Annotated in this window: 18 protein-coding genes, 1 tRNA gene and 1 pseudogene; 12 read left to right on the top strand and 8 right to left on the bottom strand. The window is 71.1% G+C overall.

The annotated features are described in order from the left end of the window. Positions 1 to 35: 35 nt before the first annotated feature. From ACSNOB_RS08870 to ACSNOB_RS08855, 4 genes are all read left to right on the top strand, one after another. Positions 36 to 2,510: a thiamine pyrophosphate-dependent enzyme gene (locus ACSNOB_RS08870; protein WP_436686087.1), complete on the top strand. Its 2,475-nt coding sequence runs from the start codon at positions 36 to 38 to the stop codon at positions 2,508 to 2,510. A gap of 110 nt (positions 2,511 to 2,620) precedes the next feature. Further along, a complete protein-coding gene (locus ACSNOB_RS08865; protein ID WP_393103134.1) occupies positions 2,621 to 3,058 on the top strand; it encodes a DUF3052 domain-containing protein in 438 nt (145 codons plus the stop codon). A gap of 81 nt (positions 3,059 to 3,139) precedes the next feature. Beyond that, the gene (locus ACSNOB_RS08860; RefSeq protein ID WP_091104391.1) at positions 3,140 to 3,607 is read left to right on the top strand and encodes a peroxiredoxin; all 468 of its coding nucleotides are present in this window, start codon (positions 3,140 to 3,142) and stop codon (positions 3,605 to 3,607) included. 80 nt (positions 3,608 to 3,687) lie between these two features. Next, positions 3,688 to 3,759, top strand: a tRNA-Val gene (locus tag ACSNOB_RS08855). Between the two features lie 65 nt (positions 3,760 to 3,824). On the opposite strand, the gene ACSNOB_RS08850 is transcribed toward ACSNOB_RS08855, so the two are convergent. Then, entirely contained in the window at positions 3,825 to 4,235 is a 411-nt protein-coding gene (locus ACSNOB_RS08850) for a tyrosine-type recombinase/integrase (RefSeq protein ID WP_436686086.1), read from the bottom strand. A 595-nt stretch (positions 4,236 to 4,830) separates the two neighbouring features. Here ACSNOB_RS08850 and ACSNOB_RS08845 point away from each other — a divergent pair. After that, positions 4,831 to 6,129 carry an AAA family ATPase gene (locus ACSNOB_RS08845; RefSeq protein ID WP_436686085.1) on the top strand — a complete coding sequence of 433 codons (1,299 nt, stop codon included), beginning with the start codon at positions 4,831 to 4,833 and terminating at the stop codon, positions 6,127 to 6,129. A gap of 1,482 nt (positions 6,130 to 7,611) precedes the next feature. On the opposite strand, the gene ACSNOB_RS08840 is transcribed toward ACSNOB_RS08845, so the two are convergent. Continuing rightward, positions 7,612 to 8,070: an Lrp/AsnC family transcriptional regulator gene (locus ACSNOB_RS08840; RefSeq protein ID WP_436686084.1), complete on the bottom strand. Its 459-nt coding sequence runs from the start codon at positions 8,068 to 8,070 to the stop codon at positions 7,612 to 7,614. A 110-nt stretch (positions 8,071 to 8,180) separates the two neighbouring features. Between ACSNOB_RS08840 and ACSNOB_RS08835 the strand changes: the two genes are divergently transcribed. The 3 genes and pseudogenes from ACSNOB_RS08835 to ACSNOB_RS08825 all read left to right on the top strand — a co-directional run bounded on the left by ACSNOB_RS08835 (position 8,181) and on the right by ACSNOB_RS08825 (position 10,268). Continuing rightward, the gene (locus ACSNOB_RS08835) at positions 8,181 to 9,239 is read left to right on the top strand and encodes a Glu/Leu/Phe/Val dehydrogenase dimerization domain-containing protein (RefSeq protein WP_436686083.1); all 1,059 of its coding nucleotides are present in this window, start codon (positions 8,181 to 8,183) and stop codon (positions 9,237 to 9,239) included. A 45-nt stretch (positions 9,240 to 9,284) separates the two neighbouring features. Beyond that, a pseudogene (locus tag ACSNOB_RS08830) lies at positions 9,285 to 9,680 on the top strand (DUF2000 domain-containing protein); the annotation flags it as partial. 138 nt (positions 9,681 to 9,818) lie between these two features. Then, the gene (locus tag ACSNOB_RS08825; protein ID WP_436686126.1) at positions 9,819 to 10,268 is read left to right on the top strand and encodes a DinB family protein; all 450 of its coding nucleotides are present in this window, start codon (positions 9,819 to 9,821) and stop codon (positions 10,266 to 10,268) included. 458 nt (positions 10,269 to 10,726) lie between these two features. On the opposite strand, the gene ACSNOB_RS08820 is transcribed toward ACSNOB_RS08825, so the two are convergent. The 3 genes from ACSNOB_RS08820 to ACSNOB_RS08810 all read right to left on the bottom strand — a co-directional run bounded on the left by ACSNOB_RS08820 (position 10,727) and on the right by ACSNOB_RS08810 (position 13,655). Next, on the bottom strand, positions 10,727 to 11,617 hold the full coding sequence (locus ACSNOB_RS08820; protein ID WP_436686082.1) for a hypothetical protein: 891 nt from the start codon (positions 11,615 to 11,617) through the stop codon (positions 10,727 to 10,729). A 284-nt stretch (positions 11,618 to 11,901) separates the two neighbouring features. Then, a complete protein-coding gene (locus tag ACSNOB_RS08815) occupies positions 11,902 to 12,453 on the bottom strand; it encodes a DoxX family protein (protein WP_436686081.1) in 552 nt (183 codons plus the stop codon). 329 nt (positions 12,454 to 12,782) lie between these two features. Continuing rightward, entirely contained in the window at positions 12,783 to 13,655 is an 873-nt protein-coding gene (locus tag ACSNOB_RS08810) for a hypothetical protein (protein WP_436686080.1), read from the bottom strand. Between the two features lie 138 nt (positions 13,656 to 13,793). On the opposite strand from ACSNOB_RS08810, the gene ACSNOB_RS08805 reads away from it, so the two are divergent. Both ACSNOB_RS08805 and ACSNOB_RS08800 read left to right on the top strand, forming a co-directional pair. Beyond that, positions 13,794 to 15,611 (top strand): sigma-70 family RNA polymerase sigma factor, encoded by a 1,818-nt coding sequence (locus ACSNOB_RS08805; RefSeq protein ID WP_436686079.1) that lies wholly within the window; start codon positions 13,794 to 13,796, stop codon positions 15,609 to 15,611. A gap of 97 nt (positions 15,612 to 15,708) precedes the next feature. Further along, positions 15,709 to 16,506, top strand: a complete 798-nt coding sequence (locus ACSNOB_RS08800; RefSeq protein WP_436686078.1) for an alpha/beta fold hydrolase — start codon at positions 15,709 to 15,711, stop codon at positions 16,504 to 16,506. 161 nt (positions 16,507 to 16,667) lie between these two features. Here ACSNOB_RS08800 and ACSNOB_RS08795 read toward each other — a convergent pair whose 3' ends face one another. After that, positions 16,668 to 17,426 (bottom strand): hypothetical protein, encoded by a 759-nt coding sequence (locus tag ACSNOB_RS08795; protein WP_436686077.1) that lies wholly within the window; start codon positions 17,424 to 17,426, stop codon positions 16,668 to 16,670. Between the two features lie 292 nt (positions 17,427 to 17,718). Between ACSNOB_RS08795 and ACSNOB_RS08790 the strand changes: the two genes are divergently transcribed. Then, positions 17,719 to 18,864 carry a polysaccharide pyruvyl transferase family protein gene (locus ACSNOB_RS08790; protein WP_436686076.1) on the top strand — a complete coding sequence of 382 codons (1,146 nt, stop codon included), beginning with the start codon at positions 17,719 to 17,721 and terminating at the stop codon, positions 18,862 to 18,864. Between the two features lie 6 nt (positions 18,865 to 18,870). Here the strand turns inward: ACSNOB_RS08790 and ACSNOB_RS08785 are convergent, their stop codons facing one another. Further along, positions 18,871 to 19,077: a hypothetical protein gene (locus ACSNOB_RS08785; RefSeq protein ID WP_436686075.1), complete on the bottom strand. Its 207-nt coding sequence runs from the start codon at positions 19,075 to 19,077 to the stop codon at positions 18,871 to 18,873. A gap of 84 nt (positions 19,078 to 19,161) precedes the next feature. Between ACSNOB_RS08785 and ACSNOB_RS08780 the strand changes: the two genes are divergently transcribed. Beyond that, a complete protein-coding gene (locus ACSNOB_RS08780; RefSeq protein WP_436686074.1) occupies positions 19,162 to 19,683 on the top strand; it encodes a DinB family protein in 522 nt (173 codons plus the stop codon). Between the two features lie 66 nt (positions 19,684 to 19,749). On the opposite strand, the gene ACSNOB_RS08775 is transcribed toward ACSNOB_RS08780, so the two are convergent. Continuing rightward, positions 19,750 to 20,622, bottom strand: coding sequence for a carbohydrate kinase family protein (locus ACSNOB_RS08775; protein WP_436686073.1), 873 nt, complete (start codon positions 20,620 to 20,622; stop codon positions 19,750 to 19,752). Between the last annotated feature and the right edge of the window lie 13 nt (positions 20,623 to 20,635).

The raw sequence follows: 20,635 nt of genomic DNA, 5'->3' as shown, positions 1-20,635 counted from the left end.
CGTGTCCGAGTGGGCGAGCCGGGCGCTCGTCGGTAATGCTGTCCGACGTGACCACCCCGCAAGATCTCGACGACCGGTTCCGGGAGGCGCTGGCCGCGCTGGCCGCCCCGCAGCAGCGGCGTGACCCGGCGCGGCCGGTCACCGACGACGCGACGCTCACCGGCGCGCGGGTGCTGGACCTCTTCGACGCCCAGCTGACCAGCCGCCAGCTAGACCTCGCCGGGCGCTGGCTGCGCAGCTTCGGCGAGGGGTTCTACACGATCGGCTCCGCCGGCCACGAGGGCAACGCCGCGGTCGCCGCCGCCCTGCGCGCCGGCGACCCGGCCCTGCTGCACTACCGCTCGGGCGCCTTCTACTGCGTCCGGGCCGGTCAGGCCGCCGAGGCGACCGGGCCGGAGCCGGCCGGCCAGGCCACCACGTCCGTCCCCGCCGACCACCCCGTCGACGCCGGGCCCGCCGCCGGCCCACCCGCTCCCGGCGACGCCGTCCGGGCGGACGAGCCGACCGGCCCCGCCGCGGACCGGCCGCTCCCGCCGGGGTACGCCGAGGCGGCCCGCGACGTGCTGCGGGGGATGGTCGCGTCCAGCCGGGAGCCGATCGCCGGCGGGCGGCACAAGGTCTTCGGCCGGGCCGACCTGGCGGTCGTCCCGACCACCTCCACCATCGCCTCGCACCTGCCCCGCGCCGTCGGGATGGGGCTGGCGGTGGAACGGCTGCGCCGGTTGGACACCGCCGGCCGGCGGGCCGGCGACGGCGTGCGCGCCGGCAGCGGTGGGGGCGCGGCGCACGCGTCCTGGCCGCCGGACGCCATCGTGGTCTGCTCGTTCGGCGACGCCTCCGTCAACCACGCCAGCGCCACCGCGGCGTTCAACACCGCCGGCTGGTACGACCACACCGGCCTGCGCATCCCGGTGCTCTTCGTCTGCGAGGACAACGGCCTGGGCATCAGCGTCCGCTCCCCGCAGGGGTGGGTGGAGACCACGCTGCGGGCGAAGCCGGGGATCCGCTACTTCGCCGCCGACGGCGGCGACCTGGTGCGGGTGTACGAGGTGGCGGCCGAGGCGGCGGCCTGGGTGCGCCGGCACCGGCGCCCCGCCGTGCTGCACCTGTCGACGGTGCGGCTGATGGGGCACGCCGGCGCGGACGCCGAGACCGCGTACCGCGGCGCCGGGGAGATCGCCGCCGACCTGGACCGGGACCCGCTGGTCGGCACCGCGCGGCTGCTGGTCGGGGCGGGCGTCGCCACCGGCGAGGAGTTGCTGGCCCGTTACGACGAGGTCGGCTGGCAGGTGCGCCGGATCGCCGAGGAGGTGCTGGACGAGCCGAAGCTGGCCGCCCCGGCCGAGGTGGTGGCGCCGCTGGCCCCGCGGCGGCCGGTGCGGGTCGCCCGGGCGGTGGCCGACGCGGCGGCCCGGGCCAGCGGCCCCGGCGCCGGCGCCCGGGCGGAGGCGTTCGGCGGGAAGCCGCCCGAGCTGACCGGCCCGCTGACCCTGGCGCAGAGCATCAACGCCGCGCTCGCCGACGGGATGCTCGACCACCCGCAGATGGCCGTGTTCGGCGAGGACGTCGGGGTGAAGGGCGGCGTGTACGGGGTGACCAAGGGGCTGCGGGACCGGTTCGGCGCCGCCCGGGTCTTCGACACCCTGCTCGACGAGACCTCGATCCTCGGGCTCGGGCTCGGTGCCGGGCTGGCCGGGATGCTGCCGGTGCCGGAGATCCAGTACCTGGCGTACCTGCACAACGCCGAGGACCAGGTGCGTGGCGAGGCGGCCACCATGCAGTTCTTCTCGCAGGGGGCGTTCCGCAACCCGATGGTGGTGCGGGTGGCCGGGCTGGCGTACCAGGAGGGCTTCGGCGGGCACTTCCACAACGACAACTCGGTGGCCGTGCTCCGGGACGTGCCCGGCCTGGTGATCGCGGTGCCGGCACGGCCGGACGACGCGGCGCCCATGCTGCGCACCTGCCTGGCCAGCGCGGCGGTGGACGGCAGCGTCTGTGTCTTCCTGGAGCCGATCGCGCTCTACCACACCCGTGACCTCTACGCCGACGGTGACGGCGAGTGGCTGGCCCCCTACGCCGAGCCCGGCGCGTGGACCGGCGGGCACGTGCCGATCGGCCGGGCCCGGGTCTACGGGGTCGGCTCCGCCGAGGACGTCACGATCATCACGTTCGGTAACGGGGTGCGGATGTCCCTCCGCGCGGCGGCGGCCCTCGCCGACGAGGGGATCGGCACCCGCGTGGTGGACCTGCGCTGGCTCGCCCCGCTGCCGGTGGCCGACATCATCCGGGAGGCCGCGGCGACCGGCCGGGTGCTGGTGGTGGACGAGACCCGCAGGTCGGGCGGGGTCGGCGAGGGCGTGATCGCCGCCCTGGTCGACGCCGGATATGTCGGCGCCGCGCGGCGAGTGGCCGGAGTTGACTCGTTTGTACCATTAGGCCCGGCGGCGCGTCAGGTTCTGGTCTCCGAGGAAGCAATTACCCAGGGTGCCCGTACGCTCCTGGCACGGTAAATTCCGTTCCACCCGGTGCGCCACTTGCGCGGGGAGCCACAACTGTGTGGACTTGCCTGACGGCGTCGCACGACGCCGCCGGCAGGGATGAGATGAGGAGGCACGCGACAGTGAGCGCGACCGCTGGTCAGGCCGCCGACGGGGTACGCAGCCTGGCGGACCGGTTCGGGATCGAGCCGGGGATGGTCGTCATGGAGATGGGGTACGACGACGACGTCGACCAGGATCTCCGGGACGCCCTGACCGACCGCTGTGGAGAGCTGGTCGACGAGGACACCGACGAGGTGGTCGACGCGGTGCTGGTCTGGTACCGCGACGGCGACGGTGATCTCTTCGAGCTCCTCGTCGACGCCCTCGGCCCGCTGGCCGACAACGGTGTCGTGTGGCTGCTCACGCCCAAGGCCGGGCGCGAGGGGCACGTCGAGCCGAGCGACATCGCCGAGTCCGCGCCCACCGCGGGCCTCCAGCAGACCTCGACCGTCAACGCCGGCCGGGACTGGAGCGGCGCCCGCCTCGTCCTGCGTCGCGGGGCCAAGGGCAAGAAGTAGGCCGTCCGGCGGCACCTGGCGGCGCCCGCCGCCGGGTGTGGCAGGCTGATGCCCACCTGATCCCATTCCTGAGGAGCTCGCATGCCGATCGAGGTTGGCGCCGAGGCGCCGGACTTCGTGCTCAAGGACCAGAACAACCAGGAGGTCCGGCTCTCGGACTTCCGTGGCAAGCGCACCGTGCTGCTGGTCTTCTACCCGCTGGCCTTCACCGGCATCTGTCAGGGTGAGCTGTGCGAGGTGCGGGACAACCTCAACGAGTACGTCAACGACGACGTCCAGGTGCTGACCGTCAGCGTCGACTCGGTCTACGCCCACAAGATCTGGGCCGACCGGGAGGGCTACCAGTTCCCGCTGCTGGCCGACTTCTGGCCGCACGGCGCGGTCGCCCAGGCGTACGGCGTCTTCAACGACGTCGCCGGCATCGCCAACCGGGGCACCTTCGTCATCGACAAGGCGGGCGTGGTGCGCTTCGCCGAGATGAACATGCCGGGGGAGGCCCGCGACCAGCAGGGCTGGCGCAAGGCGCTGGCCGAGGCCGTCGCGGCCTGACCAACCGGGCACGCCGTACGACCGGGTCGAGGGGTGGCAGGGTAAGCTAGCCAGCCTCCGGCCCGCCGTACGGGCGTTCCGGGCGCGTAGCTCAGTGGGAGAGCACTCGCCTTACAAGCGAGGGGTCGCAGGTTCGAAACCTGCCGCGCCCACACTCTGAACAGCATGCGAGCGGGGCGCCGGATGACCGGCGCCCCGCTTCGTCTCAGTTGTCGTCTCAGTTCGTCCTGTTCCAGAGCAGCCCGGCGACCTGCTCGGCGATGCCTGCCGTAATCTCAGGGGCTAAGTGCTGGTAGCGCGTCGTCATGGCCATCTGGGACCAGCCCATGACCTCCATGACGGCGCGGGTTGGCACGCCGAGGACCAGGAGCATGGTCGCGGCGGTGTGTCGGGCGTCGTGCAACCGGGCGTCCCGCACGTGCGCTTCCTTCAGCAGCGCTTTCCATGCGTCGTGATCGGCGCGCGGGTCGATCGGCCTGCCGTTGGGCTGCGTGAAGACCCAACCGCCTTCCTCCCAGAGTTGCGCGGCTGTCTCACGTTCCTTCTCCTGTGTCGCCTTGTGCTGCTTGAGCGCTTCGAGCAGGGGCGTCGGGATGCCGATGGCGCGCCGCCCGGCCCGAGACTTCACGTCAACCTCCTTCAGGCCGCCACCGTGGCGCTGAGGACACTTGCTGGCGTGCCGGGTGCAGCTCGGTGGGCACGGCGGTGGGCAGGCTCGCTGGTGCCGCTTGCAGCCTGGCGGGCACGGCGCGGTCTTGTGCAGGCGAGCGCCGCAGGCATGCGGGTCGTCGCACCCGTGCAGGATCTCGCCGTGCCCTGCAGAAAGCCATGGCGGCACGATGGGGCAGAGGGCCGGCGCCCGAGGGACGAGGCGGCCAGGCGGGCGGGGCGGGCTGGTCTCAGTTGAGGTATCGATCGCCCCTGTGCACCCGTGAGTGCGGGCGCCTGTCGGAGAGCCCGGTCCGCGGACGGTAGGGATGGGATGCATCCCTACCGCCACCGACCCAGGCAAGCCGAGCAGACCAGGGCCAGGGCGGCAAGGTCGTACGTCCAGTAGGACGCTCGGCCCTGGCCCTGGCCCTGGCCCGCTCCAACGGTGTGTGGGTTGGTGGCAAACGGGATGGAAACAGCTGTAGGTACGAATGTTGTGTCGGATTTACGACTCCCACCTACTGGCAATTCCGTGTAACCTAACCCTTCCATTGCGTCAGGCAGGGAGCGGCGTGGGGCACATAACGAAATTTGCAGTCGAGGGCCTTTTTCATAAAGCCAGCCACGTAATTGACTTCTGTTCAGATGGTCCGGTAACCATCATTGCGGGGCCTAACGGCGTCGGAAAAACTCACATTCTTCGGCTATTGCAAGCCGCGCTTACGCCGAATTTTCACACCTTGAAGGCAATGCCTTTCGAGAGCCTAGAGATTACATTCTCGAATCAGCGACGACTTGCAATCAGCAAGGAGGACGATGACGAGGGTCAAGAGCAGATCCTCCTAGAAGGGTTGGGCCCGAAAGGCGGCAGGATCGGCAAGATCGCAATACCCCTCATCTTTTACCGGACGGAGCCGTTCGACCACCCCCGCTACTGGTTCCGCACCGCTTCGGGCTGGATAAACCGAAGGACGGGTGAACGGCTACCTTCACACCTCAATCCTGGCCGAAATTTGAGGTATCTCTCTGACGATACACCATTCAACCTGGATGATGAACTGGGCGACATCGACTGGCTCAAGTCGCTTATTGGTGATCGCAATCCAATCCTGATTGATACCAAGCGGTTGGATACCCTGCCCGTTCAAAATCGTGCCGAAGAACCTCCGCCGCAAGCGCCGTCGCGAATCAACGAGTATATAGAACAGGTAAAGCTGCAGGTATCCGACGCGAGGCGCGCTTCGCTGCTGGAGTCACAGGCGGCAGACCAAAGCTTTGCGGCTCGAGTGCTGAAGCGATCGAGAAAGACCATTCCAGAGGTCGAACTCAAGAAGCGGTACGAAGAAATCGCGGAACGACACGCCGAGCTGCATAGAAGTGGGCTTTCGGGAGGGGCCGTCGAGGTCGAGTTCCCTTCCAGTGGCACGGACGCAACAGAACGGCGCATCCTGACGGTATTCCTCAACGACTGGGCGCGCAAGCTAGAACCGTTCCGTGAAGTGAATGATAAGTTGACGGCGCTTAGGCGGATCGTTAATGACAAATTCTTGGATAAAAAGCTAAGCCTGGATAAATCTGGCGCCCTTGCTTTCTCTTCCACGGTGGACGGCTCTCATATTCCAGTAACTTCACTTTCTTCCGGTGAGCAGCATATCCTTGCCTTGTTCACAATGCTATTGTTTTCTGCCCAGCCAGGCTCGATGGTGCTTATTGACGAACCCGAAATCTCTCTACATGCGGCCTGGAAACATGCCTTCCTGACCGACATATCGGAGGTCGCGAAGATCGCAGACCTTCAGGTCGTATTTGCTACTCACTCATCAGGAATTGTGAATGGGAGATGGGATCTGGTCAGGGAGTTGGGGGTGTGAGAATGGCAATTCCCGCACAGCGCTCCCTGCAGAGCTATGACCGACTAGCGGATAGGATTCGTCTTCACCGCCAAGCGGACCGACGGCCAGTGGTAGTTGTTGAAGGGCCAAGCGATAGGCAGTCGCTAGAAAATATTTTCGAGTCCACGTTTTCCTACTTCCCGGCTGGCAGTCGTAGGCAGGCGATAGAGGTCGCAAGGCAACTTCACAACTGGAGAACTCCTCGCTTCGTTTGTGTGGTCGACCGGGACTTCGACGATGAAGTTGCCGCCCGGGAGGCCGAAGGCCTTCCGCTCTTCGCTTATGAGAATGCAGACCTGGAAGCTATGGCATCCCAGACCGATGCTTTCCGTCGGCTGATGACAGAACTTGGAAGCCAGACCAAGATCGAGGATTTTGGAGGAATCTCGGCCCTGACGGCGAAGTTGTTCGCCATTGTGGAGCCAGTGTCCCGGCTGCGAGCTGCCAACTACTGCTATTCGTGGGGTCTTGCTTTCGACCAGGTTGATCTAGCGTCAAAGATCAATCAGCGGAGCCTTGAACTGAACCTTAACGGCTACTGCGCCGCTCTAAGTGCCACGGCCTCCCATGATCCGCCACAGTCCGTCCTGGTGGCGTACGCGACTGGCGCCACTCGTCTGAAGTCGCCGCCGACTTGTCCTCGCGGATCCTCACCGTATTACCGCGGACGGGACCTTCTGGCAGCGGCCGGGGTGGCACTTAGACACGTCGTGGGAACGTGCGCCAAAGCAGCAACTGATGTGACGATTCTTGAGGGCGCTCTTCGTGCGGCAATGCCGCACGATGTTCGGGCAAACTCCTGGGCTCGGGAGTTAAGAGACTTGCTAGCTCCCGCAACGTCTGCTACTTGATTGCCCTACGCGCAGCCGGCTGGCAGTCCCCCGTCATCGTGGTGACCCTGCTGGCGCTGGCGTTGCCGGTTATCCGCTTGACATCGGCGGTAGCTTCCCCGGTGGTTGGTAGCTACCAATGTGCGCCAACCAGCCGGGTAGCGTAGCCCAGAGTGGCAGCGGCATCGCCGGACGCGCGGTGAAGCAGGTTGTAGAGGCCGTTCAAGCCGTCAGGGTCTACGTAGAGGCCGCTCATGGTCCTCCGTTGATCGTTGGCTCACACTTCGTGGCAGCGTAGAGGCAGCCTCCATGACGATCGACGGTCACAGCGGCGTGCTACCAGCCCGTTACTGCACTGCGCCTGCGCTCGCCGTGTTGGGCGTCGGTTCCTCGCTGCCTAGCCGCTCTCGTAGCTCGCTGGGCATCCGTCTCAGTTCTCGTCCCGTTCACTGACGTTTAGGGCGGGTCGGGAGCGGTGGTAGGTGTCGATCTCTCCTGGTGATGGATGCCAGTGGACCTCTCTGGACAGAGCGTCATGGAACTTACAAGCGAGGGGTCGCAGGTTCGAAACCTGCCGCGCCCACCACCACCTGAACAGGCAGATCCGCTGGTCGGGATTGCGCTTCGTTGCTCACGGATCGAGTGGTTCGACGACCTGTTTCCGGACGTGTTGATAGATCACCGAGCTGCGGAAGCCGACGATCTCGCGGCGTCCGCTGAACTTGTCCATGAGGAAGGTGTGCAGGCTGTCCACGCCGGGCACGGCGACGTGGACGAGGAAGTCGTCGCCGCCCGCGACCACGAACACCGACAGCACCTCGGGCAGCCCCATCGCGTACTTCTTGAAGCCGTCGATGACGGTGCGGCTCAGCGGCCGGACCTGCACGTGCAGTAGTGCCTGAACGCCTCGGTTGAGGGCGGTCAGGCTGATCTCGGCATGGTAGCCGGTGATCACGCCTCGATCCCTCAGCGCCCGCACACGCTCGAGGCAGGTCGACGGCGCGATGCCGACGGCGCGGGCCAGTTCGCGGTTGGTCTGCCGCGCATGTGTCTGCAGATGCTGGATGATCGCCGCATCAAGTTCGTCCATGGCCAAGATCTTGCCATTTTCCCCGAACGACGTTCGGTGAGAGTCAGTCGCTGCCGCTCAGGTGTCTAATCTCGGTCCCGATCTGACGGGCAGGCGAAGGGGAAGCCATCATGGCCGCGACCAACATCGACACCGAGTCCATGCACGAACACGTCGTCGTCAGGCGGGGCGCACGATCCGGCCTGCCGATCGTCGTCGCGGTGCACTCCACCGCGCTCGGCCAGGCCATCGGCGGATGCCGGCTGGCGCACTACCCACACTGGCGCGACGGCCTGGACGACGCGCTACGGCTCTCGGCCGCGATGTCGGACAAGTGCGCGCTGGCCGGGCTGCCCAACGGTGGCGGTAAGACCGTCGTCGCACTGCCCCCCGGCGTGACACTGGACGGCGCCGCCCGTCGGGCGGTACTGCACGATGTGGGCGACGTCATCGCCGGCCTGACCGGCACCTACGCGACGGGCCCGGACGTGGGCACCGGCCCGGACGACATGGTGACGATCGCCGAGCGGACGCCGTACGCGTTCTGCCGACCGGTTGGCGCCGGTGGCAGCGGCGACTCCTCCGAGCACACCGCCGTCGGCGTCCTCGCCGCACTGCACGCGCTGTGCGCCGAGCGGTTCGGATCGTCCGATCTGTCCACACGCAGCTTCGCCGTGCTCGGCCTTGGCCGCGTCGGCGGCCACGTGCTGCGGATGCTCGCCGACGCCCGCGCGACGCTGGTGGCAAGCGACGTCGACGACAGTCGACGTGCGCTCGCCGGCGCCGCCGGCGCGGCCTGGGCCAGCCCGCGGGACTGCCTGACCGCCGACGTGGATGTGCTCGTCCCCGCCGCCCTCGGCGGCCTGCTCACCCCGCACACGGTGTCGGAACTGCGCTGCGCCGCGATCGCCGGACCGGCCAACAACCAACTCGACACCCCGGCCACCGCTGACCTGCTGCACCAGCGTGGCATCCTCTGGGCCCCGGACATCATCGTGAGTGCCGGCGGCATCATCCACGCCACCGCCGTCGAACTACATCACGAGACCTCCACCCAGGCCACCGTCCGGGTCCACGGCATCGCCGACAGCCTCACCGACATCCTGCGCACCGCCGGCGTCACCGGCACGACCCCGGCCGACGCCGCCCGCTCCCAGGCCCGCCAACGCATCTGTAGCGCCCACCACTGACCACAGCCACCACCGACCTCCGATCCCCCTGGAGCACCCCCCCACATGACCCCGGCAACCAAACTCGTGATCGTCATCCGTGCCGACCTACCAGCCGCATGGGCGGCCAACGCCGCGGCAGTGCTCGCGTTGAGCCTCGGCGGCCGGCTGCCCCGTCCCCCGGCGGCCGAGGCCAAGGACGGCTCCGGCGAGCCGCACGCCGGGCTGAACCCCCACCCGGTGCCGATCCTGAGCGCCACCGCCGACCAGCTCCGCGAACTGCATCGAACGGTGCGCGCCGACGGCGACCTGATCACCGTGGCCTTCAACGAGGTCGCCCGACGGGCCCGCACGCACGACGACTACCTGGCCGCGCTCGCCGCGACACCCGCGGACGAGATCCACTACCTCGCCGTCGCGGTGTTCGGCCCACGCAACCGAATCACCGCCCTGACGAAGCGATTCTCCCTCTACGCCGCCGACGCGCCGGTCACCGCACAGCCGGACGCCACCCACAGGAGAGCCGGGCTGTTCCCCACCGCCGATGACCGCCGGTTCAGCGCACCCGCCAACGGCAGTGAACGGCAGCTGCTGCACGACATGCTGCGAGCCCAGCGCAATACGCTGAAGTTGAAGTGCTCGGACGTCGGGGATGACCTGGCTCGCCGAACGGTGCCACCATCGACGCTGTCGCTGCTGGGTCTGATCCGCCACCTCGCCGACGTGGAGCGCCGCTGGTTCCGCCAGGTCCTGGCCGGGCAGCACGCACCCCCGCTGTTCTCGTCCCCAACCCACCCCGACGGCGACTTCGACAACGCCGTAGCCGATCCCGCCGTCGTCGCGGCGGCCCGTCGGGCCTGGCACGACGAGATCACATTCGCCGACACGTTCATCGCCAACGCCGACAGTCTCGACGTCGAGGGCCACGACAGCTGGCGCGGTACCGTCTCGCTGCGCTGGGTCCTCGTCCACCTGATCGAGGAGTACGCCCGCCACAACGGACACGCCGACCTGCTCCGCGAACGCATCGACGGAACCATCGGCATGTAGCCGCTCCATCACGATCGGCGCGCTGGCCTGACCGATGATTTTCCGCGCCGTGCTGGTCCGTACGCCGAGTACCGACCAACGGATGGCCGACACCATGCGTGCCTCCAACGGCACGTCCCCGCTCGACAACCAGTCGAACAGCGGTCCGGGCTGCACTGCCCGGGATCGTGGCGCAGGACGCATTCGAGCAGGCCGAGACGACCCCGCTGGACGGTGATGTGCAGCTCTCGCTCGACGGCGTCCGCGTGGTCGTCGAGACATGTGGACAGGACGGTCGCGTCGCCGAGATCGACGGTCCTCTCAAGATCCATGCGCGGGGGCTACGACCGCCTCGGCAGTGGAGAAGTCCCCTGAGGAGGGTCGCCGATCACCGCGTCGACCGGGTGGCGAGAGGTGTCGGGCGCCCGGAATGTCGGAGGACGATCGCGCCGCGGTCGCGCGGGGACGGCGGTCATCCGTCAGGTCGGGGTGTTCAGTTGGCGGGCCAGGGAGCGCAGCCAGGGCTCGGCCAGCGCGGGCTCGCCGTCGATCGCTCGGGCGAGAGCGCGACGTCCGAGAGGGCTGCGGCCGTACCTCACCAGGGCGACCGCCTCGGCAAGTGCCTGGCGCGTCCCGGCCGCACGGTCCGGGCCGTCGTCGGGCAGGTGCCAGCGGTCGGGCCGGAAGGATCGGGTGAGCTTCGTCTGGTGGTCGCCGAGATACGACCACACGATGCGGTCGAGGGAGACGTTCACCACCGCCCTGGCCGGGAGGCAGCGGGTCCATCCGGCGTGCTGCTGCCACCGCCAGGTCTTGGGGCTCGTGTGGAGACGCTGGGTGACACCGATGAAGCGGAGCTTGCGCCGGACGACGTCCCAGGGCTCGCGAGCCTCGGTGATCCATTCGTGCAGCAGGTTGAACAACTCCGTGAACGTCGAGCCCTCCCAGACCACGTCCACGAAGACCACGGGACGGGTGCGACGGGCCAGGGCCTGCGGCGTCACACCCAGCTCCGTCAGGACACGACGTGCCGCCGCTCGCTGCCCGGCTGTCAGAGCCGGGAGCCGCCACCTGTGCCGTCCTGTCCCGATCGGCCGCCGCGCGAACGAGAACGGTAGCCGCGCCAGGCGCTGCTCGGTGGAGACACCCGCCAACGCGCCGCTGAGAAGGTCGAACATCGAGTCCAGAGACCTGCCGACGAACAACAGGTCGCCGTTGCCGCTGCGGGCCAGAGTCTTGCCGCCGCACTCCACCAGGTCATCGACGAACCACAGGTTCGGCTCGGCCGTCCCCGCCAGCATCGAGCCGAGTTGGTCGGGCGTCGCCAGGTCCCAGCGGAACGGCAGATTGGCCTCGACCCGCTCGCGCACCGCCACGATTCTGCCAACCAGCGCGGCGACAGGCGAGAGCGATTCGACGACGACCACCGTACGCACGGTCAGGCGGCGACGCCGCGTGGACGGACGGCGCCCGCTTCGGCCGCCATCGGCACCAACGTGGCGGGTACGCGAGCGGGCCGCCGGATGACCGGCGGCCCGCCATGTCCGGGGTGTCGTCGTCGCACATGATCGTGGCCTGGAACAGTCGCGTGAGGTCGGCTCGAATCGGGCAGGCGAACCGATCGCCTCGCCCGTTGGCGCGCGGGCCCGTGCGGTCAGAACCGCACGTTCGTCATCGTGTACCAGGTCGGCGCGAACACCGTGACGGCCAGCACGCCCAGGACCGCCGCCGACCCGAGAATCCCCGAGGTGGTGACGGGCGCGGGTGCGACGGGCCTGCGGTTCCACCGCCCGACCGCGATGAACGCCGCAACCCCGCCCAGCACGAGATTGGCGGGCACCAGCGCGTACTCGTCGCGCGTGAGGTGGAAGCCGGCTGCGAGGACCATCGTCAACGTCAGGCCGGCGGCGGCGAGCGGCGTCAGCTTCGGCTTGACCCGCGTCATCGTCGGCAGGATCAGGCCGACGCCCCCGAGGACCTCACAGGCTCCGACGAGGACGATGAGCACCTGCGGCACCGCCGCGTACCAAGCCACGGCCTGGGGAGCCGCCGCATACAGGGCCTCGTCGTACATCAGCACCTTGCCGAAACCGCTGCCGGCGAAGAAGAAGCCGGCAAGCACCTGCACCAGCCAGAGGATGCCGTTGAGGGTGAACCTCGCTCCACGAGCCCGCGCCCGCCGCTCCCTGTGCTCGACCAGGTTCACCTCGACGTGAGAGTTCATGTCCTGCGACTGCCTTTCTTCCGTCCTGCCTGCTGACGGGAGTCAGTCGACCATCGGCGCGTGGAGGCGTGCGCCGTCCCTGGGACACCGCGGGACACGGGAGACGCGGCACACCTGCGCAAACGTGCTTCCGTTCCGTTGTCGCGGGCTGGGACAGGTCATGGGGTCGCCCCTGCCGCGAACACTCCCACCGAGGACACCAGCGGCCCACACCGCCGCGGAGCGGAGCCGGACCAGCACGCGCCGGCGGGCGCCGGTCGATCGGCGCCCCCCGCGTCCGCGTTCGTCGTGCCGCTGGCCGGGCCGGCGGGTCAGCTCGCGCAGACGGCGTACGCGCGCACCTTCCAGTTGCTGCTGAAGCCGTCCTCGTCCTCCGCGGCGGAGACGGTCACGGTGGTCGACGTGGTGGCCCGCATCTGGGTCAGGCGCACCTCCCCGTCGCCGCCGAGGATCTCGCCGCCCACGCCGTGCACGCGCGTGCCGGTCGGGCAGCTGGCCGTGATCGAGCGGGTGGCGGCGGAGCTGTAGACGCTGTCGTCGATCACGCGCTGCTCACCGGGGAGCGGGTCGGCGCAGATCGCGGTGGCGTCCAGCCACCACGTGTCGTCGAAGCCGGTGCCGTCCTCGGCACCCGCCACCACGACGCTGTTCTGGTGGATGCGCAGGTCCTCCAGGACGACCTCGCTGTTCGGCGCCCCGACGACCGCGCCGCCGACCCCGATGGCGTGCTTGCCCACCGGGCATGACTTCTCGAACCAGTTCGAGGTGCCGAAGCTCGGCGCCGAACTGCCGGACACCATCACCAGGCCGGCCGGCGGCGTCGCGCAGATCGCGTTCGCCGTGACCGCCCAGTTGCCGGCGACGCCGTTCTCGTCCTCGCGTCCGGTGACCGAGTACGCGTCCCCACCGATCAGCGGCCGCATGATGTCCATGCCGACCTGCCCGAGGCCGGAACCGGTGATCGCGCCGCCACCGCCGATGACCTTGGTGCCGGCCGGGCAGGTCGCGTTCTGCGACTTCGCGCTGCTGTTGCTGGGGCCGGTCGTGGTCTTGATGCTCAGGCCGGGCACCGCCGCCACCGGCCCGGCGAGGGCCAGCTGGCCGAGCACGAGCGCGCTCAGCGTGGCCCCGCCCACGGCGGCCGTCCGACGCGACCACCGGGTGCCCCTCGATCCTTCTCGCATGGTGTCTTCCCTTCCTGGGGGTTGCTCGTTGCGATGACACCGGTAGGAGCGCGGTCGGGTCGGGATGCCAACAGAAAGCCCGAGGAAAAAAAATTCCGCCGTTTTACTGGACCGGTCGACGAGCAGCGAGGGACACGGATGGACACGGCGGGACAGGACGACACCACACTGGTCGAGGCGCTGCGTCGCGGCGAGCGGGTCGGGCTGGAGGGCATGTACCGGCGGTACGCCGACCGGCTGTACACGTACGCCCGGACCATGCTGCGCGAGCCGGACGCCGCCGCGGACGCCGTCCACGACGCGTTCCTCACCGCCGGTCAGCGCATCCACCAGCTCCGGGAGCCCGATCGGCTGCGCTCCTGGTTGTACGCCATCGTGCGCAACGAATGCCTCCGCCAGCTCCGCGAGCGGTCCCGCTCCCTGCCGCTGGAGGAGGCCGGCGAGCCGGTGGCCGACACCGCCGACCCGGCCACGGCCGTCAACGCCGAGCAGGTACGCGACCTGGTGCACGCGGCGGTCGCCGCGCTGAACCCGGGCGACCGTGAGGTGGTCCACCTGGCCATCCGCCACGACCTGTCGTCCGCCGACATCGGCGCGGCCCTCGGGGTGCCCACGAACCACGCGCACGCCCGGCTGTCGCGCGCGCGTTCGCAGCTCGAACGGGCGCTGGGGGCGCTGCTGGTGGCCCGCACCGGGGCCCGGGACTGCCCCACCCTCGCCGGCCTGGTCGACGGCTGGCAGGGCCGGCTCACGCCGACCCTGCGCAAGCGGGTCTCGCGGCACATCGAGAGTTGCGCGGTGTGCGGGCTGCTCCGGCGGGAACAGCTCAGCCCGTCCGCGCTGCTGTCGGCGTACCCGGCGCCGGCTTTCCTGGTCGTCGCCGACACGGTGTGGCCGAGACTGGCCGAGGTCTGGGCGACCGACGTCCTGGCCGACCCGGCGGGCGCGGTCACGGCCGACCCGGCGGCCGATCCGGCGGGCGCGGTCACGGCTGGCCCTGTGGCAGCGGCCGACGAATCGCCAGGCTCGGCGGATGCCAGCCCGGCGGACAACCCGGTCGGCGGGTCCACAGCGGCCGGCGAATCGGTGCCCCCGGACGGCGCGGCGGCCCTGGGCGAATCGGCGGCCCCGGACGGGGCGGCGGCCCCGGGCGGCGCGGCGATGCGGCGTGGGGCGGCGATGCGAGGCGGTGCGGCGGTGGCATCGGGCCGTGCGCCGCACGGCGTGCGGACCACCTCGGCGGTGGCCCGCGACCGGCGGCGTCGGCGGATGGGCGCGACTGCGGCTCTGCTGGTCCTTCTCGCCGTGCTCGGCACCTGGGCACTGTCCCCCGGCCGCCAGACCGCCGCGCGGGACGGCTCCGGCCGACCGGTGTCCGAGACGCGTGGAGCACCGGCCGGCGATCCGGCGGCACCCGCCGCCGCGCCGCTGCCGTCCGTCACCGCCACGGAAGCCGGCTCCCGCACCACCGCCGCGCCGGTGCCGCCCGGCGCCACCGACCCGACGTCCGGGACCGCAGCCGTCCCGGCGGGCGGCGACGGGGTCGCCCGGACCGGTGCGCCGGCCGCGCCGGAGGCATCCGGTGCCGTGCCGGGAGGCGCCGCGCCGACGACCTCCAGGCCACCGACGGTTCCCCGGCCGACCGCCACACCGCAGGTCGCCGCGCCGTTCACGGTCTCCGCCACGGCACGGGTCCGGTGCGGCGCGGAGACGTACAGCCTCGTGGTGCGGGCCACCGGCAGTGCCACGCTCCGTGCCGCCGAGGTCCGCTGGACACCCACCGGGGGCAGGACGTCGGTCCGGGCCATGACGGCGGACGGATCGGCGGCCCGGGCGACCGTCGGGCGGCTGCGCGCGGCGGCGCTGACCTGGTCGGTACGGGCGACCGCAGCGGACGGCCGCACGGCGCAGAGCGCGACCTACCCGATCACCGACCCGTGCGTCCGGCCGGGATAGCGAGACGGAGCGCGCTCCGATCCACCCCGGGCGGCGGCAGCGCGCCTCGTCCCCCGAGGGAGCGGCGAAGGCCGTGCCGCCGGGGTTGGATGAGAGGGTGAGCTACGCGGAGGTCAACGGGCTGCGCCTGTGGTACGAGGAGCACGGCACGGGCCGCCCCCTGGTGCTGCTGCACGGTGGCTTCGGCGCGGTGGAGATGTTCGGGGCCATCCTGCCGGCGCTGGCCGCGCGGCGGCGGGTGGTCGCGGTCGACCTCCAGGGGCACGGGCGCACGGCCGACGTCGACCGGCCGCTGCGCTACGAGTCGATGGCCGACGACGTCGCGGCGCTGATCACCCGGCTCGGCCTGGTGGAGGCCGACGTCCTGGGCTACTCGCTCGGCGGCGGCGTGGCGCTGCGTACCGCCATCCAGCATCCGGCGCTGGTGCGCCGGCTGGTCGTGGTCTCCGCGCCGTGCCGGCGGCGGGGCTGGTATCCCGAGGTGCTGGCGGGGATGCCGGAGCCCGACGAGGAGGCGGGCGAGCGGATGCGCGGCACCCCGCCGTACGAGCTCTACGCCCGCGTCGCGCCCCGGCCCGAGGGCTGGCCGACGCTCTGGGCGAAGACGGGCGAGTTGCTGCGGCGCGACTACGACTGGTCGGCCGAGGTGGCCGCCCTCGCGACACCCACCCTGCTCGCCTTCGCCGACGGTGACTCGGTCACCACCGCGCACATGGTGGAGTTCTTCGGGCTGCTCGGCGGCGGCCACCGGGACGCCGGCTGGGACGGCACCGACCGTCCGGCCTCCCGACTGGCCGTGCTGCCGGGGCTCACCCACTACGACATCGTGGCGTCGCCGGCGCTGCCGGCCGCGGTCCTGCCGTTCCTGACCCACCCGGCGCGGGCGCCCGGCTGACGCGGGACGGCGGACCGGGGCGCGTCCGGGTGCCGGACGGGGCCGGGGCGCGGCGGGGCGCGGCTCGGCCACGCGCGGTTCGGGCCCTGCCGCCCCCCACCCGCGCGACGCCGTCCCGACGATCGGAGACGCGGCCCCGGCAGCGACGGTGACGTCGTCCGTCAGAGGATGGCGTACGCCTCTTCGCTGGCCTCCTCGGTCTGGCCGGCGGGCGGCGCGGTCACCGACACCGGCTCACCGAAGCCGCTCATCCGCAGCTCGGTGACGAGATCACCCAGGTTCTTCGTGGCGATGGTGTAGGACAGCGCGGTGACCCGGCCGTCGGCGTCGACCGTCGCCTCGAACGGGATGGCCTTCGGGTCCTTCGCCAGCTTGGCGGACGACTCGATGCCGTCGCGCATCCCGCTCTCGGCGCTGGCGGCCTGGGCCGCCTTCTCCAGGTCGGTGATGCCCCGGTAACGGCCGTCGCCCACCTGCTCGGCGGAGACGATGCCACCGACGACGCCGGTCTGCGACTTGAAGTCGAAGGACTGGCGCAGCGAGCTGCCCGGCCTCAGCTTGGTGAGGTCGATCTTCATCCACGGCTTGCCGCCGTCCTGGGTGCCGGACTTGATGTAGGCGGCGTCGCCGATCAGCCGAGCCTCCATCGGCTCGGGGGCGTTGCCGGTGATGTGCAGCGCGCGGGCGACAGGGTCGACCTGGCCGCGGAGCTTGATCGACGTGGGGCCGGCCTTGACCGATGCCTCCATGGTCAGCGTGCCGGAGAGGCTCCGGTCCATGCCCTGCCGGAGGACGCCGACCGGATCGGCCGCGGTCGCGGCGGGGGCCGAGGCGTTCGTGGTGGAGCGGCTGGAGTCGGTGCCGCAGCCGGCCACGAGCACGGCGAGGGCGACCACGAGGGCGGGGATCAGTCGACGCATGCCTGGACCCTAACGGGTGGCGCCACCCGATTTTCGCCGCCCTGAGAACCCTCGGGCGTTCGGGGCGTCAGCATTTGGATTGCCCAATCTGTCCATCTACGCCGGGTTCGTCCCCGACGAGATTGTCGTGGTCTCTGACCCGTTGGTCGGCGGCCGACGGGCGGTGGCCCCGGAGAGGTCGCCCCCGACACTGGCGACGAGGCGCCTCACCCCGCCCGGGTGAGCCGCGGCCAGGAGTGTTCCCCGGCGCAGCGGGAAACCGGCCCCGGACGCACCTGGGGAGGAGCGACGGATGACGCATGGCGGCGGACTGACGATCGGCGTGCTCGGCTCGTACGGGGGGCGCAACCTCGGCGACGAGGCGATCCTGACCGGTCTCCTGGCCGACCTGCGGGAGCAGGAGCCGAACGGGCGGATCATCGTCTTCTCCCGCAACCCGGAACACACCCGACTCGCCCACCCGGACGTGGAGGCGGTGCCCTGGGAGGGCATCAGCCGCACCGACTCCGCGCTGGTCCTGGCCCAGCTCGACGTGCTGATCCTGGGCGGCGGCGGCATCCTCTACGACCGGGAGGCCCGCCGCTACCTGCGGGTGGTCCGGGTCGCCCAGGAGCGTGGGCTGCCGCTGCTGACGTACGCGGTGGGGGTCGGGCCGCTCAGCGAGAGCGTCGACACCGGCATGGTGCGGGAGACCCTGGCCAGCGCGGCCCAGGTGACCGTGCGGGACCAGGAGTCCCGGATGCTGCTGGAGGAGGCGGGGCTGCTGAACCCGATCACGGTCACCGCGGACCCGGCGTTCCTGCTCGAACCCGAGGACTTCCCGGCGGAACTGCTCCGCGAGGAGGGGGTGCCGGCCGGGAAGCGGCTGGTCGGGATGAGCGTACGGGAGCCGGGCCGGGCCGCCGAGCGGCTCGACGTCGACGGCTACCACCGTCTGCTGGCCCAGATCGGCGACTTCCTGGTGCAACGGATCGACGCGTACGTGCTCTTCGTCCCGATGGAGCGCGACGACATCCGGCACTCGCACGGGGTGCTGTCGCACATGATCGCCGCCGAGCGGGGCCGGATCCTGCACGGCACCTACTCGCCTCAGCAGGTGCTCGGACTGATGCGCCACTTCGACCTGGCCGTCGGCATGCGGCTGCACTTCCTGATCTTCGCCGCGATGGTCGGCACGCCGTTCCTGCCGCTGCCGTACGCCGGCAAGGTCTTCGACCTGGCCCAGCGCCTCGGCGTGCCGGCGCTGCGCGGCGTGGAACGGGAGGTCGAAGGCCCCCTGCTGGCCGAGGTCGACCGGCTCTGGGACGAGCGGGAGAAGCGGGCCGAGGCCACCGCCCGACGGGTCGCCGACGTGTGCGAACAGGCCCGGGGGACCTCGCAGGTCACCCGCGCGGTGCTGGAGAGCCTCCGCGCCCGCAGCCTGAGCCGGGTGGGCTGAGCACGCTCAGACCGCCGGCCCGCGCCAGCAGTAGCGCCACCGGTCGGCGCCGGCATCCACGGACTCCAGCTCGTAGATCTCCGCCCCGGCCAGCCCTTCCGGGCCGACGTGGTGGTGGGTCAGCGGCGGGCGGCCGTTCGGGTCCAGCTCGACGGTGACGGTCTCGCCGTCGGCCGCGCCACCCACCAGCGGGATTTCTGCCGTTGATGCCATGCGCCCCATCCTGCCCCGCCCGGCCCGGCGCCGCAGCGGATAGCGGGGCAGCGGGTGGGGCGTCCGGAGGACTAGGTTCCGCGGATGGCGGAGATACCGATCGACCCCACGCTCGGCCCGGTGCTGGCTCGTGCGGCTGACGAGCGGGCCGTGCTCGAATCGTTCCTCGACTTCCACCGCGGCGTGCTGCTGCGCAAACTGCGCGGCCTGTCCGACGCCGACGCGGCGCGCCGGCTGCTGCCCACGGCCACCACCCTCGCCGGTCTCGTCAAGCACCTGACCCTGGTGGAGCGGAACTGGTTCCCGTGCCTGCTCGCCCCCGGCCCCGGCGACGTCCACCTCACCTCCGAGGAGGACGCGGTGGCCAGCTTCGCGCTCACCGCGGAGGACACCGTCGAGCGGCTCGCGGGGGCGTACGAGCGGGCCTGCGCCCGGTCCCGGGAGGTCGCCGGGCGGTTCGACCTCGACCACGTCGTCCCGCACCCGCAGCTCGGCGAGGTGTCGCTGCGCTGGATCCTGGTGCACATGATCGAGGAAACCGCCCGGCACGTCGGGCACGCCGACATCCTCCGCGAGTTGACCGACGGGGCCACCGGCGCCGTCTGACCGGCGCCCCGGGCCGTCGACCGCGTCGCCCGGCGCACGGAGGCCGGTCGTGCTCGCCCCGTCGCGTCAGGCGCGCGGCAGCAGGCCGGGCGGGTACTCCATGCCGTCGTGGGTGCAGGCCGCCGCGGCGACCCGGGCCGCGTACGCCGCCGCGTCGGCCAGCGGCGCACCGCGCAGCCGGGCGGCGATCACGCCCGCCGCGAACGCGTCCCCGGCGCCGTTGGTGTCGACGACCGGCGCGGGCGCCTCGGCGGCGGGCACCCGGGTCGGGCCGCCCTCGCCGGTGTGCAGGTCGGCGCCGTCCGCCCCGTGGGTCACCAGCACCGTGCGGGGCGCCAGCGCGGCGGCGAGCGCGCCCGCGCCCCCGCCCAGCCGGACCCCGCTGACGAAGACCAGATCGGCCGCCTCGGCGAAGGGGCGGTGGTACGGGTTCTCGCCGTCCCAGTCGTGCAGGTCGGTGGAGAGGGCGGCGCCGTCGGCGAGCCCGGCCCGCAGGGCGGGCAGCAGGGGAGGCACCCAGTCCATGATCGACAGATGCACGTGCGCCGCCCGGCGGACCAGCGCGGCCAGCTCGGCCGCCGCGAACGGGGCCGGCCCCCGCCAGGGACGCGGGTCGTAGAGCGACATCCGCCGGCCGGCCGGGTCGACCATGTTCACCGATCGTCGGGTGCCGGCCGGGGCGTCGCCCAGCACGCTGTGCACACCGGTGCGGGCCAGCGCCGCCCGGACCACGTCCCCGGCCGGGTCCGCGCCGAGGACGTCGACCACCGCGACCCGCAGCCCGAGCGCGTGCCCGGCGAGCGCGATCCCGGAGCCGGTGTTGCCGATCCGCAGCTCGATCGGGTCGACGGTGACGGAGTCCGCGGCGGGCAGCGGAATCGCGGGCACCCGCACCCGCACGTCGACGCCGAGGCCGCCAATCACGAGGAGGTCGTACACGCGTCGACCCTAG

It is taken from the genome of Micromonospora sp. URMC 106, assembly GCF_051386395.1.
Lineage (GTDB): Bacteria > Actinomycetota > Actinomycetes > Mycobacteriales > Micromonosporaceae > Micromonospora.
Note: the sequence above shows the minus strand (reverse complement) of the source record. Positions and strands in the feature narration are given on the sequence as shown.